Genomic DNA, 17,560 nt, shown 5'->3' with positions numbered 1-17,560 from the left:
GCCATGTCGCGCTTTTTCATCGACCGCCCCATTTTCGCCTGGGTGCTCGCCGTGATCGTAATGCTGGCGGGCGTGATCGCGCTGCGCAGTCTGCCGATCGCGCAGTTCCCGCCGATCGCCGCCCCCGCGGTCACGATCAGCACGCTCTATCCGGGCGCCGATGCCCAGACTCTCGAGAACACCACGACCCAGCTGATCGAGCAGCAGATGAAGGGTATCGACAATCTGCGATACTTCTCGTCGAACAGCGACGCCGCGGGCAACCTGCTGATCACCCTGACCTTCGAGCAGGGAACCGATCCCGACATCGCGCAGGTCCAGGTGCAGAACAAGCTGGCCCAGGCGACGCCGCTCCTGCCGCAGGAAGTCCAGCGCGCCGGACTCAGCGTCGCCAAGAGCACGGCCGATTTCCTGATGGTCGTCGCGCTCTATTCGGAGGACGGATCGCACGACCAGATCGACGTCGGCGATCTGGCGGCCTCGAGCCTTCAGGACCCGATCAGCCGCGTCACCGGCGTCGGCGACATCCAGCTGATGGGCGCGCCCTATGCCATGCGCATCTGGCTCGACCCACTCAAAATGGGCAATCTCGGCCTGACCGTCCCCGACGTGACCGCCGCGCTCCAGGCGCAGAATGCCCAGGTCTCGGCCGGACAGATCGGCAGCCTGCCGACGGTAGGAGGCCAGGCACTGAACGCCACGGTCACCGCGCAATCCCGTCTGCGCACGCCCGAGGAGTTCCAGCAGATCGTGCTGCGCGCCGGCAGCGACGGCGCTATCGTGCGGCTGGCCGACGTGGCCCGCGTCGAGCTCGGCGCCGACAACTACAGCTTCCTCGCCAAGTTCAACGGCAAGGAGGCCGTTGGCCTGGGCATCAAACTGGCCCCCGGCGCCAATGCGCTCGATACCGTCGAGGCGGTCAAGGCCGAAGTCGCCAAGCTGTCCAAGAACTTTCCCGCCGACATCAAGGTCGATTTCCCGGTCGACAATTCGACCTTCATCCGGCTCTCGGTCGAGCAGGTCGTGCACACGCTCGTCGAGGCGATCATCCTCGTCTTCATCGTCATGTTCGTGTTCCTGCAGAACTGGCGCGCGACCCTGATCCCGACGATCGCCGTTCCCGTCGTACTTCTGGGCACTTTCGCGATCCTGCTGGCCGCGGGCTTCACGATCAACACGCTGACCCTGTTTGGCATGGTCCTCGCGATCGGCCTGCTGGTCGATGACGCGATCGTCGTGGTCGAGAACGTCGAGCGCCTGATCCAGGACGAAGGCCTGAGCCCCAAGGAAGCCGCCTACAAGTCGATGGAAGAGATCAGCGGCGCGCTGGTCGGGATCGGCCTGGTGCTGTCCGCGGTGTTCCTGCCGATGGCCTTCTTCGGCGGTTCGACCGGCGTGATCTTCCGCCAGTTTTCGATCACCATCGTCTCTTCGATGGTGCTCTCCGTCTTCGTTGCCCTGATCCTCACGCCGGCGCTCTGCGCGACGATCCTCAAGCCCTCGAAGCACGACCACGGCGAGCGCGGCGGCTTCTTCGGCTGGTTCAACAAGACCTTCGATCGCGGCCTCGACAAGTACGCTGGCGGGCTCAGGCGCATCGAACATCGCTGGGTGCGCTCGCTGGTGGTCTACGGACTGATCGTCGCCGGCATGGCGCTGCTGTTCATCCGCCTGCCAGGCGGCTTCCTGCCCGAAGAGGACCAGGGCATGATGTTCACCCAGGTGGCCCTGCCGCCCGGCTCGACCATGGAGGAGACCGAGCGCGCGGTCGAAACGATGCGCAAATACTATCTCGAGACCGAGAAGGCGAATGTCGCCGCGGTATTCTCGGTCAGCGGCTTCGGCTTCGTCGGCCAGAGCCAGAACGTGGCGATCGCCTTCGTCAAGCTGCGCCCCTGGGCCGAACGCGCCGGCGCGGACAACACCGCCTCTGCCGTCGCCGGCCGCGCCAATCAGCATTTCGCGGGCTACAACGTTGGCCAGATCATCGCCTTCGCCCCGCCCGCGGTGTCGGAGCTCGGAAACGCCAGCGGCTTCGACTTCCAGCTGAAGGACATGGGCAATCTGGGGCACGACAAGCTGATCGAAGCCCGCAACCAGTTGCTGGACATGGCCGCGCAGGACAAGCGCCTGGCCCAGGTCCGGCCGAACGGCATCGAGGACAACCCACAGGTCAAGCTTGAGATCGATCAGGTCGCAGCGGCGACGCTCGGTCTGTCGCAGGCCGATATCAACGCCACCGTCGCGGTCGCCATGGGTGGCAGCTACATCAACGACTTCATCGACCGGGGCCGGGTTAAACGCGTCTATGCGCAGTCCGACGCCGAGTTCCGCATCACCCCCGAGGCACTCGGCAACTATTTCGTTCGCGGCTCGGGCGGCGCGATGACGCCGTTCTCCTCCTTCGCCACGACAAAGTGGACCTATGGCCCCGCCCGGCTGGAGCGATACAATGGCGTATCCTCGGTGCAGATCGCCGGTTCGCCGGCTCCCGGGCTCAGCACCGGCACGGCCATGGCCGCTATGGAGGAACTGGCGGCAAAGCTCCCGCCTGGCATCGGTTTCGAATGGACGGGCATTTCCTACGAGGAGAAGCTTTCGGGCGGGCAGGCTCCCCTGCTCTATGCGCTGTCGCTGCTGATCGTATTCCTGTGCCTCGCGGCCCTCTACGAGAGCTGGTCGGTACCGATTGCGGTCCTTCTGGTCGTGCCGCTCGGCGTGGTGGGCGCGATGATCGCGGCGACGCTCGCCGGGCTCAACAACGACATCTATCTTCAGGTCGGCCTGATCACCACGATCGGCGTCTCGGCGAAGAATGCGATCCTGATCGTCGAATTCGCCGAGGAGAAGATGCGTGCGGGCATGCCGGCTGCGCAAGCCGCGCTCGAAGCCGCAAAGCTGCGACTGCGGCCGATCCTGATGACCTCCTTCGCCTTCGTCTTCGGCGTGCTGCCACTGGCGCTTTCGAACGGTGCCGGTGCCGGCGGCCAGAACGCGATCGGGTGGGCGGTCGTCGGCGGCATGCTCTCCGCAACGATCCTCGCGATCTTCTTCGTCCCCCTGTTCTTCTTCGTCGTCAAACGACTGTTCCGCCAGGATCGATCCGAGGCCGAAGCGAGCGGGGCCGCGGGCGACCACGCTCACCCACAGGAAGCCTGAGCCATGATGCCGATCCGCAACCTGCTGCTGATGACCACGGCGCTCGCTCTGGCGGGCTGCAACCTCGCGCCGCGCTACGTCCGCCCTGCCCTGCCCGTCCCCGCCGAGACGCCGCAAGGTCCGGCCTATCGCCCCGCCGCCGACACGGGCGATGCGGCCGCGCTGGCAGAAACGTCCTGGCAGGTCTTCTTCACCGAACCGCGGCTGCGCGAGGTCATCGCACTGTCGCTGGCCAACAACCGCGATCTCCGGCTCGCCCTGGCCCGGGTCGAACAGGCCCGCGCGCAATACCGCGTACAACGTGCCGACATTTTCCCCAGCCTCAGCGCGACCGGCGGCGCGACCTATCAGAAGTCGCCGCTAGGCAACGTTCAGGGCGGCGGTGTGGGCGCGGGCGCCGGACGCTTCGACATCTATTCAGCGTCGGTCGGAGTATCGGCCTGGGAAATCGACCTGTTCGGCCGGGTGCGCAATCTGACCAGGTCGGCGCAGGAGAAGTTCTTCGCGGTCGAGGAAAACCGCAAGGCGAGCCAGATCGCGCTTGTCGCCGAAGTCGCCACCGCCTGGCTGACCATGGCCGCCGACCAGGAACGGTTGCAGGTCGCGCGCAAGACCGAGGCCGCCTTCCGCCAGACGCTCGAACTGACCCAGGCGCGTTTCCGCGCGGGCGTGGCGTCGGATCTGGAAGTCCGGCAAGCCGGCACGAGCCACGATCGTGCCCGCGCCGATATCGCCGCACTCACGACCCAGGTGGCGCAGGACCAGAACGCGCTGAACCTGCTCGCCGGCACCGGCGTGGCCCAGGCGCTCTTGCCCGAGGCCCTAGCGGACAAGGGAGTCACTCTCGACCGTTTGCCCGGCGGGCTCTCGTCCGAGATACTGCTGCACCGGCCCGATGTCGCCGCGGCAGAACATCAACTGATCGCCGCCCATGCCGATATCGGCGCGGCGCGCGCCAACTTCTTCCCGCGCCTTTCGCTCACCGCGGCGCTGGGCACGATCAGCCTCGGGCTTTCCAACCTGTTCGCCAGCGGCAGCGAAAACTGGTCGGTCGCGCCCACGGCGAACCTGCCGATCTTCGATTTCGGTCGCAACGCCGGCAATCTGCAAGGGGCCCAGGCGAACCGCGATGCGATGATCGCGCAATACGAGAAGGTTCTGCAAACCGCGTTTCGCGAGATCGCGGATGCCCTGGCGCGACGTGGCACGATCGATGATCAGCTGGCCGCGCAACGCTCGCTGAGAGGCAATTCCGAAGCGGCCTATCGATTGTCGGAAGCGCGCTTCCGCGCAGGCGTGGACGGGTTTCTCAACACGCTCGATGCGCAGCGCAGCTTCTATGCAGCGGAGCAGGATCTCGTCGCCACGCGGCTGGTGCGCGAAGCCAATGCGGTGGAAGTCTATCGCGCGCTCGGAGGTGGCCTCAACTGAACCGGAGATCTGCGCGAGGCCGCGAGGATCAACCGATGACGTGCGAATACAGGATATAGGCAACACCAAGCCAGCACAGCCCAACGCAGAAGCGGTCACCTAGCCAATCCAGGCGGGTCATAGATCCTCTCCTTCGGGTTTTCCCGATTGCATCAGCCTATATCCATTTCGATCACCTGCCAAGGCCTGGATGGCTCAGCGGTGTCATCGTCCGCGAGCCCCGTAACGCCGCCAAGTCGGCCAGCTTAAGGCGCCAGGAATGCCCGGAGATCACCTGCGCCAGCAGCCATTGCATTACGATGTTTTCATTCTAATTGCGGACAACACCATAAAGTCCTTAACGCGATAATTAACCAAATTGCCGCACTAGCCACCTCCCCGAGAACACAATGGGTGAGGGTAATTTCATGAGGGCATTTCATCTCTTTCTGAGCATCGCTCCGCTTGCGCTGGCTGCGCCCGCCTGGGCCAACGACGCGAACGCCGAAGCCACTTCGGAAAGCGGCACCTCGCCGAGCGTTTCAGCGCCCAATGCGAACAAGCAGGTGTTCAGCACCGGCGTCGCCAAAGGGCGCGACGTTCTCGATTCCGCGATCTCGACCAGCTCGATCCGCGAAAACCAGATCCAGAAGCTCTCGGCGCGCTCGCTCGAAGAGATCTTCCACAACATCGCCGGCGTCCGCTCCGAAGTGTCGAACGGCGAAGTGAACAACAACGTCACTGTCCGCGGTCTGCCGATGGCCTCGACCGGCGCGAAGTTCCTGCAGATCCAGGAAGATGGCCTGCCGATCGTCGAATTCGGTGACATCATCACCGGCGGCGCCGACATGTTCATGCGCGCCGACCTCAATCTTGCGGCGATCGAAGCGATCCGCGGCGGCTCGGCCTCGACCTTCGCGTCGAATTCGCCCGCAGGCATCATCAACCTGATGTCGAAGACCGGCGACGTCGAAGGCGGCTCCCTGATGCTGTCGACGGGCCTCGACTACGAAGAGTATCGCGCCGACTTCGACTACGGAGCGAAGATCAGCGACACGCTGCGCTTCCACATCGGCGGTTTCTATCGTCAGGGCGAAGGCCCGCGCAGGGCCGGTTACGATGCCCTCAAGGGCGGCCAGCTCAAGTTCAACATCACCAAGCAGTTCACCGGCGGCCACATCCGTCTGTACGGCAAGATCCTCGACGATCGCACGCCGGTCTACCTGCCCTCGCCGATGACGATCACGGGCGCGGCCTCCGACCTCAAGTTCGCGCCGCTGCCGGGCTTCGACGCGAACAAGGATGCCTTCCTGTCGCGCTACATCACCAGCCAGCTCGGACTCGACCAGAACAACAACACGGTCGTGCACGACATCCGCGACGGTGCCCGCACGAAGGTCAAGAGCGTTGGCCTCGAGGCGCAGTTCGACATCCAGGAATGGACCGTTACCGAACGCTTCCGCTTCTCGAAGATCTCGGGCCGCTACATCACGCCGTTCCCGGCGATCATCGCCCCGGGCGCGACCGTGGCCGCACTGTTTGGCGGCCCGGGCGCGACGTTGCGCTACGCGGGCGGCCCGAACAAGGGCCAGCTCGTGCCGGCGAACGCCAACGGCAACGGTCTGATCGCTGCGCTGGGCCTGGCCGACAACACGCTGGGCAGTTTCGACAACATCACCAACGACATCCGCGTCAGCCGCGTGTGGAAGCTGGGTGACGGCGAACTGACGACGACCGCAGGCTTCTACAAGTCGCGCCAGACGACCGAGACCTCCTCCAACTATGCCTCGGCCCTGTCCGACGTGGTCGGCGGCGGCAAGGCGGCGCTGGTCGACATCACGGCTGGAAACGGCTTCGCGCTCAGCGAGAACGGCTATTTCAGCTACGATGGCACGTTCTTCGGCGGCTATCCGCGCAAGGGCATCAATGTCGATTACGACACCAACGCCGCCTTCGGCTCGCTGAACTTCAAGACCGGCCCGCTCGCGATCGGCGGCAGCCTGCGCTACGACTTCGGCGGGGCGCAAGGCACCGTATCCAGCTACGCGCTATCGGGCAGCGTGGGGTCCTTCCCCAAGGACATGAACGGCAACGGCACGATCTCCTTTCCGGAGACCCAGGTCGGCTTCCTGCCGCTGAACGGCCTTTCGCCAGTGGACTACACCTACCACTACCTGTCCTACTCGGTAGGCGTGAACTACCGCGTCGCCGAGCCTTTCGCGGTCTTCGCCCGCTATAGCCGCGGGGCCCGCGCGAACTCTGACCGACTCCTGGGGAGTTCCGCGATAAACCCGGTCACCGGCGCCCTCGCCAACCGCAACGCCTTGATCGACTACGTCAAGCAGGCCGAAGCCGGCTTCAAGTACCGCACGTCGAACTTCACCTTCAACGGTACGGCGTTCATGGCCAACACGCTCGAGCACAACAGCTATTTCGGCCCCACGATCGACCGCAAGTACAAGGCCTACGGCCTCGAACTCGAGAGCTCCTATCGCACGGGCATCTTCAGCATGACCGCGGGCGCGACCTATACCCATGCCGAGATCAGCAACGACAGGCTGGACCCCACCGTCATCGGCAACAAGCCGGCCGGTGCGCCGACGCTGTTCGGCTATTTCACGCCGGAGATTTCGACCGATTTCTTCAGCATCGGGGCCAACGTCTACGGCATCACCAGCCGCTACTCGACCGATCTGGAAGACTACAAGATGCCCGGCTACGTGCTGGTCAATCCATTCGTCCAGGTCCGCCCGACCGAGCGGATGACCGTCAGTCTGAACGTCAACAACCTGTTCAACACCAAGGGCATTACGACGCTGGTCGTACCGACCGCCCTGGCGCCTACCGTCGGAAGCGTCACCGCGATCAATGGCCGCACCGTTTCGGCCTCCGTTCGTTTCGACTTCTAAGCCACTTCAATCCCTTCGCGCCCGCTTTCTGGCTGGAAGCGGGCGCGATCTTCTCCTGCGGTGCATGGCAAGCCGCCACGTGCGCCCCCTGGCTTGAAGCAATCGATCCGCGTGGGCCGCGGCTCGTGGAAGATGGCATGCCCTCTCCGCGCGCTTCGGCGGCGCAAGCCGAGGTTTTGACGCCGGCCAAGCGCCCCGCTACGGACCACGGCATGATCGCCCTGCTATCCCCCGCAAAGACGCTCGACTTCGACAGCCCGCTTCCGCCGGTAGAAGGAACCACCCCTCATTTCGCCGCTGAGGCAAAGGGCCTTGCCAAGTCTGCAGCGAACCTGTCGCAGAAGCGGCTGGCGGATCTGATGCATATCTCACCGCGCCTCGCCAAGCTCAACGCGGAACGCTTTCGTGACTTTTCCCAGCTCCCGGAACGACCCGCGCTGTTCGCATTTGCCGGCGACGTCTATACCGGCTTCGAGGCGCATAGTCTGGACGATGCAGGCATCGCTTTCGCCCAAGACCATGTGCGGATGCTGTCAGGCCTGTACGGCCTGCTGCGACCGCTCGACACGATCAGGCCCTACCGCCTGGAAATGGGCACGCGTTGGGCGCCTCGGCGCAAGAGCCTGACCGACTGGTGGGGCGAGCGCATCGCCGAACTGCTGATCACCCAGATTGCCGAAGAAGGATCGGGCGTGATCCTCAATCTCGCCAGCCAGGAATACTTTGCTGCCGTCAAAGGCAAGCTCGCCGGCGTGCGGGTCGTGGAAGTCGAGTTTCGTGAGCCGGGCCCGGATGGGCCGCGCTTCGTGAGCTTCAGCGCCAAGCGCGCGCGCGGCATGATGGCTCGCTGGCTCTGCGAGCACCACGTCACCGACATCGACGCGATGCGCGGCTTCGACAGCGACGGTTACCGCTTTGACGCAAGTGAGAGCGAGGCCGATCGTTGGCGCTTCACGCGCGCGTAGAACTCAATCCGGCGGCTCTAGGAGGTCGAGAAATCCGGAGAGCACCGCTTGCATGTCGGCATGGCCCGAAGACAGACCCAACTGCTCTTCACGGTTCAGCGACAGGCCGACACTCGTCGCGATGATCGCCAGCGCGGTCGCGGGCAGCTTCGCCACGGTCTTCGACGCATCGAGCGCTCGCGTGATTGTCGCCACCTGAATCGCGCGGGATTCGTCGATGAACCGGATCACCTCGGTCTTGAGATCGGGAATGCGGTTGGCCAGCGCCATGTATTCGGAAATCAACCGGGCATCGTGCGAATAGGCGCTGAGCGCCCATAGCTGCCGCAAGGGTCGCGGCGCGGCGCTGGCCTCGCGCTGCTGGCGCAGGTCGCGCTCGGACGACCGCCGGAACATCGCGACGATGAGATCGTCCATCGTGTGGAAGTAGTAGTAGACCAGCCGCTGCTTGACGCCGATCTGCTCGGCAATGCGGCGCGAGGTGAGCTTGGCGTGACCTTCCTCGCGCAGGATCTGCTCGGCCCCGTCGAGCATCGCATGCCAGTTTTCCGAGCCCGCAGGCCCCATGCGCCGGTTGGGTCCAAGCTTTTGTTCCGTCATTCGCCCCTGTTCCTTGCGCCTCCCTGCCTAGAGTTCCGGCGCGGAGCCGTAAAGGCCGGGAGCAGCCGCTTGACAGCACAGGTCAATTGCTAACACTTTGACGAGCGAAGCAAGGGAGAGGCCCATGGGCGAGACGACGAAAGCCGGATTCGAGACGATCGCCTCGGGCCTCTATCTCGAAGGCCTGGCGGTCGACCACGAGCGCGACACGATTTGGTACAGCGACGTCATCGCCGGCGGCATCCACGGCGTGAAGCCCGACGGCACCAAGGTCGGCGTGCTCAACCCCGAACGCATGTGGACCGGCGGGGTGCTGATGAACGCCGGCGGCGTGGTGCTCTCCACCGGCGAAGGCGGCATACTATGGAACGACCCGCAGAGCGGCCGGTCGGGCTGGCTGATCGACCGCATCGACGGCCAGCCGATCAACGGCGTCAACGAACTGGTGCCCGACGGCACCGGCGGCATCTTCTTCGGCACCAACGACATCGAGATGATCATAAAGGGCGAAACGCCGCGGCCCACCGCGCTCTATCGCCTCACGGTCGAGCGCGAGCTGATTTTGCTGGCCGATGGCCTGGGCTTCACCAACGGCATCGCCTACGACCCCCTGCACCGGCGGTTCTACTGCAACGATACCTTCAACGGCACCCTGGTGTTCGACGTCACCGACGACCTCGCGCTGACCAATCAGCGGCTGTTCCTCAAGAAGGAAGACGCCGACGGCATGGCGCTCGATGCCGAGGGCAACCTGTGGATCACCGGGTTCCGCTCGAACTATCTGACGCGCATGCGTCCCGACGGCACCACGATCGGCCGCTTCGAGACCCCAGCCGGCTCGATCACCCAGCTCCGCTTCGGCGGCGCGGACGCACGCGACATCTATTTCAACTCGGTGCCTGCCGACGGCGGCGACACCTTGAAGGAGGGCGGCGCGATCACCCAGACCAACTCCTTCCTCTACCGCGCCCGGTCTGACGTTCCGGGCATGCCGATCGCGCCTGCCGGCTTCGCGCTGGCCTGATCACGGATAGCCACAGGACAACGACGATGAGTGAAGCAAATCTTGAAAGCGAACTGGCCGAACTGCGCAAGACCGTTCGCCAACTCAAGGACCGGCAGGACATCCTCGACGTGATCGTACGCGAATCGCGCGGGCGCGATCGCCACGACACCGAGCTGACCGCAAGCTGCTATTGGCCCGAAGGTGCCGACGAGCATGGCGCCGTTCCCCTACCCGCGACCGTCTATCCCGAACTCGCCAACAAGGGCCACGCCCAGGCCTTTGTGATGAACCAGCACAACCTGGCCAACCACTCCTGCGAGATCGACGGCGATATCGCCTATTGCGAGACCTACGTGGTCGGCACGATGCTTTCGCACGACGGGCTTACCTGCACGGTCGCCGCCGGCCGCTACATGGACCAGCTCGAGCGGCGCGGTGACGAGTGGCGCATCCTGTGGCGCCGCTCGACGGTCGAGACGGCGATGCAGGGCGACGCCTCATGGCTGCAGTCACCGCCGGTGAAGGGGTTCCTCAAGGGCACGCGCGACCGCGAGGACCTGTCCTATCACCGGCCTTACGTGGTCGGGGGCGCCGGCGCGCGTTGGTGAGTTAGAATTCGGCCCAGTCGTCGCTGCCAAACGGTTCGGACTGCAGGGCGAGGTTGCCCATGACCATCGGCGCGGCCACCGGCGGCCGGCGCTTGGCCGGAGCGGCGGCGCGGATCGGCACCGGCGCGGCGGTGCCGGTCTGGAAGCGTCCGACCATGTCGGTCAGTTCGTTGGCCTCGTCGGCAAGATTGCGCGCGGCGGCGGTCGATTCCTCGACCATGGCGGCGTTCTGCTGGGTCATGCGATCCATCTCGCCGACCGACGAATTGATGTGCTGGAGATTGGCCGACTGGCTCTCGGCCGACTGCGCGATCTCGGCGGCGAGCACGGTGATCCCGCCGATGCGCTGGAGAATGGTGTCGAGCAGAGTGCCGGTCTCGCCGACCAGCGAGACGCCGTCGTTGACCTGCTTGGTGCTGGCGTCGATCAGGCCCTTGATGTCCTTGGCGGCATCGGCCGAGCGTTGCGCGAGCAGGCGCACCTCGTTGGCGACCACGGCGAAGCCCTTGCCGGCATCGCCGGCACGCGCGGCCTCGACCCCCGCATTGAGCGCGAGCAGGTTGGTCTGGAAGGCGATGCCGTCGATTACCGAGATGATGTGGGTGATCTCGGTCGACGACTTCTCGATCGCGGCCATGGCCGAAACCGCGCGGCGGACGACTTGGCCGCCCTCTTCGGCTTCGTGATGGACGTCGGCGATCGAACGCTGAACCTCGCCCGCCTTGTCGGCGGTATCCCGCACCCCGCCGGTGACACGGCTCATCGCCGCGGCGGTCTCCTCGATCGAGGCGGCCTGCTGCTCGTTGCGCGTGGCGAGATCGTCGGAGGCCGAACGAATCTCGGATGCGCCGGTCAGCACGCTGGCGGCGGTGTTGCGCACCGAGCCGACGGTTTCCTTGAGCGAGGCCACCGCATCGTTGAAATTGCGGCGCAGCGCTTCGTAGGCACCGGGGAATTCATCGCTCAACTCGGCATCGAGCTGGTTCTGCGCCAGGCGCTGCAACCCGCCGCTGAGCGCGCCGACGATCTTGTCCTGGGTCTCGCGACCGGCCTGGATCTCTACCGCATTGTCGCGGAAGGTCGACATGGCCGTGGTCATGCGGCCCACGCAGTCGCGATAGTCGATATAGGCGATCGGGCTCTCGGTATCGCCCGCTGCCAGGCTTTCCATGCGCACCACCGTGTTGACGTAAGGCGTGCAGATCCGCTGGCTCGCCACCAGCACGGTGATGACCGTCGCGACAAAGCAGGCCGCCGCGGCGCCGAGAACGAGTCCGCCCGCTCCGGTCAACAGAGCCGCCGCCAGAACGCCGCCCGTGAGGCTGGCGTGAATGATCAGCAGAACCTTGAACTTCAGGCGGATCGGCGCCGTGCGCTCAAACCACGTCAGCATTGTCGTTCTCCAGTCGTCCAGGGGCAAGGCCATCGGAAACGGCGGCCGCCGCGGGTTTGCTCGTCTGTTTCAGGAAGAAGATTTTTCTATTTTGGAACGATGCGAGACGAACGGACCGACCCGAGAACTCAGGCACGCTCCGCCCGCTCGCCTCCGCAATTGCGAAGCGCTCGCGACGGACGACTGGCTACAGGATCGATGGTTAAAAAATCGCTACGTACGAATGCCTAGGCTTTTGTGCCTAGGAGCACCAATCGCGGCGCACCCGCGAATGGACTTTCGGAATCGCGAAAAACCCGGCATTCGCGGTGAACGCCGGGCTTGTGTAATTTAGTGTAAAAATGACCGCAACGCGGATCTTAGGACCAGCCATCCTGCTGTTCGAGGCTCGCCGCGAGTTCGCCGATGACGCGATAGCAGTCGAGGACCTGCGCCACCGAGCTGTTGGGCTCACGCCCTTCGCGGATCGCCGCAACGAATTCGCGGTCCTGCAGTTCGATCCCGTTCATGCTGATGTCGACGCCCGAGACGTCTATCGGCTCTTCCTTGCCGTTCACGAGGTCGTCGTAGCGGGCGATATAGGTGCCCGTGTCGCCGATATAGCGGAAGAAGGTGCCGAGCGGCCCGTCATTGTTGAACGACAGCGCAAGGGTCAGGATCTGCCCGGCTTCGGTCTTCATCTGGATCGACATGTCCATGGCGATGCCGAGCTCGGGATGCTTGGTTCCCTGAAGCGCATTCGCCGCGACGACCTTCGATCCGGTCATGTACTGGAAGATGTCGATGGTATGCGCCGCATGGTGCCAAAGCAGGTGATCGGTCCAAGAGCGGGGCTGGCCCTTGGCGTTCATGTTCTTGCGGCGGAAGAAGAAGGTTTCGACGTCCATCGCCTGAAGCGTGAGTTCGCCCGCCGCGATGCGGTTCTTTACCCATTGATGGGAGGGGTTGAAGCGGCGCGTATGGCCGACCATGCAGACCAGCCCGGTTTCCTGCTGCTTCTTGAGAACCGCCTCGCTGTCCGCCCAGCTGTCGGCCAGCGGAATCTCCACCTGGACGTGCTTGCCCGCGTTCATGCAGGCGATCGCCTGCTCGGCATGGAGCTGCGTTGGCGTGCAGAGGATCACGGCATCGACATCGTCGCGCGCAAGCGCGTCCTCGAGCTCGGTCGAGCTGTGCTTGGCGCCGTACTTCTTGGCCACTTCCGCGGCCTGTTCGCCGGTGCGGCTGATGATCGAGGTGATCTCCACCCCGTCGATCAGCTTCAGTCCGTCGAGGTGCTTTTCTCCGAAGGCGCCGGCGCCGGCGAGTGCGATTCTCATGTTTCGGGCTCCAATACGATATGTCCGATGGCCGTGTTGCTGCACGGCACGTGATAGTGGCGGTGGAGGAGCCGGGTCTTCTTGCCCAGCGCCCCGCGCATGATCAGCCACATGACCATCTCGATCCCCTCGCTGCCGGTTTCGCGCAGGTATTCGAGATGCGGCACGTGGCGCAGTTCGTCGGTCTCGCCGATCAGGCGGTCCATGAAGCGCTTGTCCCATTCGGCGTTGATCAGGCCGGCGCGCGGCCCCTGGAGCTGGTGACTCATGCCGCCCGTGCCCCAGATCTGCACGTTGAGATCCTCGGGATAGGACGCGACCGCGCGCGCGATCGCCTCGCCCAGTGCCCAGCAGCGGTTGCCCGAAGGCACCGGATAGGTGACGACGTTGACCGCCAGCGGCACGACCTTGACCGGCCAGGCCGCGGGCGCGCCGAACATCATCGTCAGCGGCACGGTCAGGCCGTGGTCGACGTCCATCTCGTTGACGATGGTCATGTCGAACTCGTCGAGGATCAGGCTCTGGGCGATGTGCCAGGCGAGATCGGGGTCCCCGATCACGTCGGGCACCTTGCGCGGGCCCCAGCCCTCGTCGGCGGGCTTGTAGCGCTCACCCGTGCCGATCGCGAAAGTGGGGATGATGTTGGCGTCGAAGGCCGAGGCGTGGTCGTTGTAGACGAGGATGACGACGTCGGGCTTCTCGCCCTTCTCCCATTCGCGCGTCCAGTCGTAGCCGGCGAAAATCGGGCCGAAATAGGCGTCGCGGTCCTTGCCGCCATCGGCGGCGACGCCGAGCAGCGGGACGTGGCTGGTGCCGACGCCAGCGGTGATACGCGCCATCAGTTGCCCTCCCTTATGGACCGAACGCCCTCGGGCGAACGGCCGCCGGCGTTCATCATCGCCTGATAGTCCTCGACGCTCATGCCCGTCATCGTGCTCACCGCCTGGACGAAGCTCAGCCCGTCGGTGGAGAAGATCTTGGACAGGAAGTAGATGTTGCCACCCAGGTCGAGCAGGCGGTTGTAGTCGCGCGCGAGCACGGCTGCCTTCTGCTCCTCGGTCATCGGCCACGGGGCCAGATAGGCCGCCTCGTCCGCCTTCCAGCGTTCGCGGTTCTCGGCCTTCATCAGGCTCATCGCGAACTGGTTGAGGTGATAGCCCTTGCGTGCCCGCGTCGCGGTGTAGACGCGCGTGCCGGGGATGTCGTCGAACTGCGCGAGGTAGGTGTGGATGTCGGGCTCGTCTTCGTGGCTCATGCCGCCGCCTCCGCGCTTTGTCCGCCGGCCTTGATGGCCCGCGCGATGATCTGGCGCGCGCGCACGCCGCCCTCGTCGATGCGATAGGCCGAGAGCTTGAGATCGGGATTCGCCTGGATGGCCTTCTGCTGGGCTTCGAGGATTTCCCGATCCTCTTCGAAGACCCCGCCCTGCTGGCGCTTGAACCGCGCGGTGAAGCCAGGATCGGCCAGGTCGAAATTGCGCGCCATGCCCCAGAAGTAGTGATGCGTGGTTTCGGTCTCGGGCGTCATGAAGTCGACGACCATACCGCGCACGCCCTGATCGTGGCTTTCGAGGCTGGCCCCTGCCCCGACCAGCGCGACGCCGACGTCGATCATCACCGCCGAGGGCAGCAGGAATTCGCAGATCTGCCAGCGGTCCACGAGCCCGTCCCGCTTGAGCGCGCCACGCCAGAACGGCGGCGCCTCGATGCCCGGCATCCAGCGGCGGACATAGGCGCGGTCGCCGATCACCTGCGTCTCGAGCGGCGCCTCGACGATCTCCTGCTGGCCGATAGAACCATCGTGCACATAGGTCTCGTGCGTCAGGTCCATCAGGTTGTCGATCATCAGGCGATAGTCGGCGGCGACCGGATAGTGGCCGCCGTCGAACACCCAGCCCTCGGCCGAACAGGGCCACAGATCGGGGATCAGCGCCGGATCGGCCTTCTCCGCCTCGCCCACCCAGACCCAGACGAAGCGGTGCCGTTCGTGCACGACATAGGTCTGCGCGCAGACCTTGCGGTTCACCGGATCGGTCTTGATCGGCATTTCCTCGGCCGCGCCGTCGGGGCCCAGCTTGAGCCCGTGGTACTTGCAGCGGATCGAGTCGCCTTCGCGAAAGCCCAGCGACAGCGGCAGCAGCCGGTGCGGACAGGCATCGCGCATGGCCACGACCGAACGATCGAGCTTGCGGTAGAACAGCATCGGCACGCCGCAGATCGTCCGCGCGAGCGGCGCGGAATCGACCTCGGCGTCCCAGCCCGCGACGTACCAGGCGTTGGTCAGCCAGGTGGTCACAGCCCTCGGTCCTTCAGCCGCGCGTCGAGCCGCGGGAAGACTCGGCGGGCATTGCCCTCGAAGATCGCGTGGCGCTGCTCGTCGCTGACCGGCAGGGCATCGACATAGCGCTTGGTATCATCGAAATAGTGCCCCGTCTGCGGATCGATGCCGCGCACCGCGCCGACCATTTCCGAGCCGAACAGGATGTTCTTGGTCTCGATCACCTCGGCCAGCAGGTTGACGCCGGGCTGGTGGTAGACGCAGGTGTCAAAGAACACGTTGTTCATCAGGTGCCCGTCGAGCGTCGGCTTCTTGAGCATGTCGGCGAGACCGCGATAGCGTCCCCAGTGATAGGGCACCGCGCCGCCGCCGTGCGGGATGATGAAGCGCAGCTTGGGGAACCGCGCGAAGAGGTCGCCCTCGAGCAGTTGCATGAAGGCGATCGTATCGGCCGCGATGTAGAAGGCTCCGGTGGCGTGCATCGCCGGGTTGCACGAGCCCGAGACGTGGATCATCGCCGGCACGTCGAGCTCGCACATCGCCTCGTAGATCGGGAACCAGTATTCGTGCGTCAGCGGCGGATGCTGGAAATGGCCGCCGCCGGGATCGGGATTGAGGTTGCAGCCGATGAAGCCCAGCTCCTCGACGCAGCGGCGCAGTTCCTTGATCGAGGCCTCGAGCCCCGACTGCGGGTTCTGCGGCAGCTGGCAGACGCCGACGAAGGTCTCGGGAAAGAGATCGACCACGCGCGCGATAAGGTTGTTGCAATGGAAGGCCCAGGCCTCGCTCATCGCCTGGTCGCCGACATGGTGCGCCATGGCGCTGGCGCGCGGCGAAAAGATCGTCAGGTCGGCGCCGCGTTCCTGGATCAGACGCAGCTGGTTCTGCTCGATCGTCTCGCGGATCTCGTCATCGGAGATCTCGGGATAGGCGGGCGCCGGCTGGCCGGCCTTGAACGCCGCCTTCTGCGCCTCGCGCCAGGCGTTGTGCGGCTCGGGCGCGGTCGTGTAGTGCCCGTGGCAGTCGATCACCAAGGTCATGTCAGTCTCTCCCAAATGGCGTGCCGGCCTGCTCGCGCTGGCGGCGGACGGTCCCGGCCGTCATGATAGGTTCGACGCCGAGCGCGGACAGCGTCTTGGCGCTCTCTTCCATTTCGGCGGCGCGGCGCAGCCCGTGCGTGGCCATGCGTTCCAGGTTGTAGGCGGCACGCTCGGCCCATGGCCGCGGTTTCTCGCTGGCGTCGAGCGAGGCCAGGACCTCGTCGGTCACGTCCGCAGCCTCGGCGCCGAGCATCATCTCGGCGGTCAGCGCCTCGAGACCTTTGACCATGACCGAACGGATCATCTTGATCGCCGAGGCGCGGCCCACCTCTTCGCCGACCTGGCGGATATTGCTGAAACCGGCTCGACGCAGCGCCGCTTCGGCGTCGGCTGCGGCCGCGCCCGAAATCAGCAGCGGCACCGCCAGCCGTGCCGGATCGACCGGCGCCAGCACGGCGACGTCGACATAGCGCCCACCCGCGGCCTCGACCGCAAGCGCAGCCTTGCGCTTGGTCTCGGGCGCCACCGAATTGCAATCGCACCACAGCGTGCCGGGAACGAGAAATGGCGCATAGTGACGCGCCACGCGCTCAGCCTGATCGGCGGTCACCAGCGAGAGGACGAAGCCCACCCCCGCGAAGGCCTCGTCTACGGTGCGCGCCTGCCGCACGCCGCATTCGGCCATGACCGCGCCGCGCGCCGCATCGACGTCGAAAGCGGCGGCCCGGTCACCCCAGCCCGCGGCGCGGGCGAAGGTGGATCCGGCCTCTCCGAAGCCGATGAGGGCAAGGCGATCCTGCATGGTCTCGAACTGCACCCGGCCCTCCCCCGTCGCAAATCGGAAGTGTCGCCAATCGATAAGCTGGTACTAATC

14 protein-coding genes are annotated in these 17,560 nt (G+C 65.3%); 6 read left to right on the top strand and 8 right to left on the bottom strand.

Annotated elements, in window-relative coordinates:
- Nucleotides 1–3 precede the first annotated feature (3 nt).
- The 4 genes from WG901_RS01780 (at nucleotide 4) to yaaA (ending at nucleotide 8,443) form a co-directional block, all read left to right on the top strand.
- A complete protein-coding gene (locus WG901_RS01780) occupies nucleotides 4–3,159 on the top strand; it encodes an efflux RND transporter permease subunit (RefSeq protein ID WP_339585308.1) in 3,156 nt (1,051 codons plus the stop codon).
- A gap of 3 nt (nucleotides 3,160–3,162) precedes the next feature.
- Entirely contained in the window at nucleotides 3,163–4,590 is a 1,428-nt protein-coding gene (locus WG901_RS01775) for an efflux transporter outer membrane subunit (protein ID WP_339585307.1), read from the top strand.
- Between the two features lie 407 nt (nucleotides 4,591–4,997).
- On the top strand, nucleotides 4,998–7,478 hold the full coding sequence (locus WG901_RS01770; RefSeq protein WP_339585306.1) for a TonB-dependent receptor domain-containing protein: 2,481 nt from the start codon (nucleotides 4,998–5,000) through the stop codon (nucleotides 7,476–7,478).
- A gap of 212 nt (nucleotides 7,479–7,690) precedes the next feature.
- Entirely contained in the window at nucleotides 7,691–8,443 is a 753-nt protein-coding gene (gene yaaA, locus WG901_RS01765) for a peroxide stress protein YaaA (protein WP_339585305.1), read from the top strand.
- A 3-nt stretch (nucleotides 8,444–8,446) separates the two neighbouring features.
- Here the strand turns inward: yaaA and WG901_RS01760 are convergent, their stop codons facing one another.
- Nucleotides 8,447–9,043 carry a TetR/AcrR family transcriptional regulator gene (locus tag WG901_RS01760; RefSeq protein ID WP_339585304.1) on the bottom strand — a complete coding sequence of 199 codons (597 nt, stop codon included), beginning with the start codon at nucleotides 9,041–9,043 and terminating at the stop codon, nucleotides 8,447–8,449.
- A gap of 124 nt (nucleotides 9,044–9,167) precedes the next feature.
- Between WG901_RS01760 and WG901_RS01755 the strand changes: the two genes are divergently transcribed.
- Both WG901_RS01755 and WG901_RS01750 read left to right on the top strand, forming a co-directional pair.
- On the top strand, nucleotides 9,168–10,067 hold the full coding sequence (locus tag WG901_RS01755; protein ID WP_339585303.1) for an SMP-30/gluconolactonase/LRE family protein: 900 nt from the start codon (nucleotides 9,168–9,170) through the stop codon (nucleotides 10,065–10,067).
- A 26-nt stretch (nucleotides 10,068–10,093) separates the two neighbouring features.
- Complete coding sequence (locus WG901_RS01750; RefSeq protein ID WP_339585302.1) at nucleotides 10,094–10,657, top strand: nuclear transport factor 2 family protein; 564 nt, start codon at nucleotides 10,094–10,096, stop codon at nucleotides 10,655–10,657.
- Between the two features lies 1 nt (nucleotide 10,658).
- Here WG901_RS01750 and WG901_RS01745 read toward each other — a convergent pair whose 3' ends face one another.
- From WG901_RS01745 to WG901_RS01715, 7 genes are all read right to left on the bottom strand, one after another.
- Complete coding sequence (locus WG901_RS01745) at nucleotides 10,659–12,050, bottom strand: methyl-accepting chemotaxis protein (protein ID WP_339585301.1); 1,392 nt, start codon at nucleotides 12,048–12,050, stop codon at nucleotides 10,659–10,661.
- 359 nt (nucleotides 12,051–12,409) lie between these two features.
- Nucleotides 12,410–13,369, bottom strand: a complete 960-nt coding sequence (locus tag WG901_RS01740; protein WP_339585300.1) for a Gfo/Idh/MocA family oxidoreductase — start codon at nucleotides 13,367–13,369, stop codon at nucleotides 12,410–12,412.
- The gene (locus WG901_RS01735) at nucleotides 13,366–14,208 is read right to left on the bottom strand and encodes a class III extradiol dioxygenase subunit beta (RefSeq protein WP_339585299.1); all 843 of its coding nucleotides are present in this window, start codon (nucleotides 14,206–14,208) and stop codon (nucleotides 13,366–13,368) included. Before WG901_RS01735 ends, WG901_RS01740 begins: the two co-directional genes overlap by 4 nt.
- On the bottom strand, nucleotides 14,208–14,624 hold the full coding sequence (gene ligA, locus WG901_RS01730; protein ID WP_339585298.1) for a protocatechuate 4,5-dioxygenase subunit alpha: 417 nt from the start codon (nucleotides 14,622–14,624) through the stop codon (nucleotides 14,208–14,210). The genes WG901_RS01735 and ligA overlap by 1 nt, the downstream gene beginning before the upstream one ends.
- Nucleotides 14,621–15,664, bottom strand: coding sequence for an aromatic ring-hydroxylating dioxygenase subunit alpha (locus WG901_RS01725; protein ID WP_339585297.1), 1,044 nt, complete (start codon nucleotides 15,662–15,664; stop codon nucleotides 14,621–14,623). Before WG901_RS01725 ends, ligA begins: the two co-directional genes overlap by 4 nt.
- Nucleotides 15,661–16,686 carry an amidohydrolase family protein gene (locus WG901_RS01720; protein ID WP_339585296.1) on the bottom strand — a complete coding sequence of 342 codons (1,026 nt, stop codon included), beginning with the start codon at nucleotides 16,684–16,686 and terminating at the stop codon, nucleotides 15,661–15,663. The genes WG901_RS01725 and WG901_RS01720 overlap by 4 nt, the downstream gene beginning before the upstream one ends.
- Before the next feature lies 1 nt (nucleotide 16,687).
- Nucleotides 16,688–17,488: an NAD(P)-dependent oxidoreductase gene (locus WG901_RS01715; protein WP_339586622.1), complete on the bottom strand. Its 801-nt coding sequence runs from the start codon at nucleotides 17,486–17,488 to the stop codon at nucleotides 16,688–16,690.
- Between the last annotated feature and the right edge of the window lie 72 nt (nucleotides 17,489–17,560).

Source organism: Novosphingobium anseongense (genome assembly GCF_037482895.1).
Classification (GTDB): Bacteria; Pseudomonadota; Alphaproteobacteria; order Sphingomonadales; family Sphingomonadaceae; genus Novosphingobium; species Novosphingobium anseongense.
This window is presented reverse-complemented; position numbering and strand designations above follow the sequence as displayed.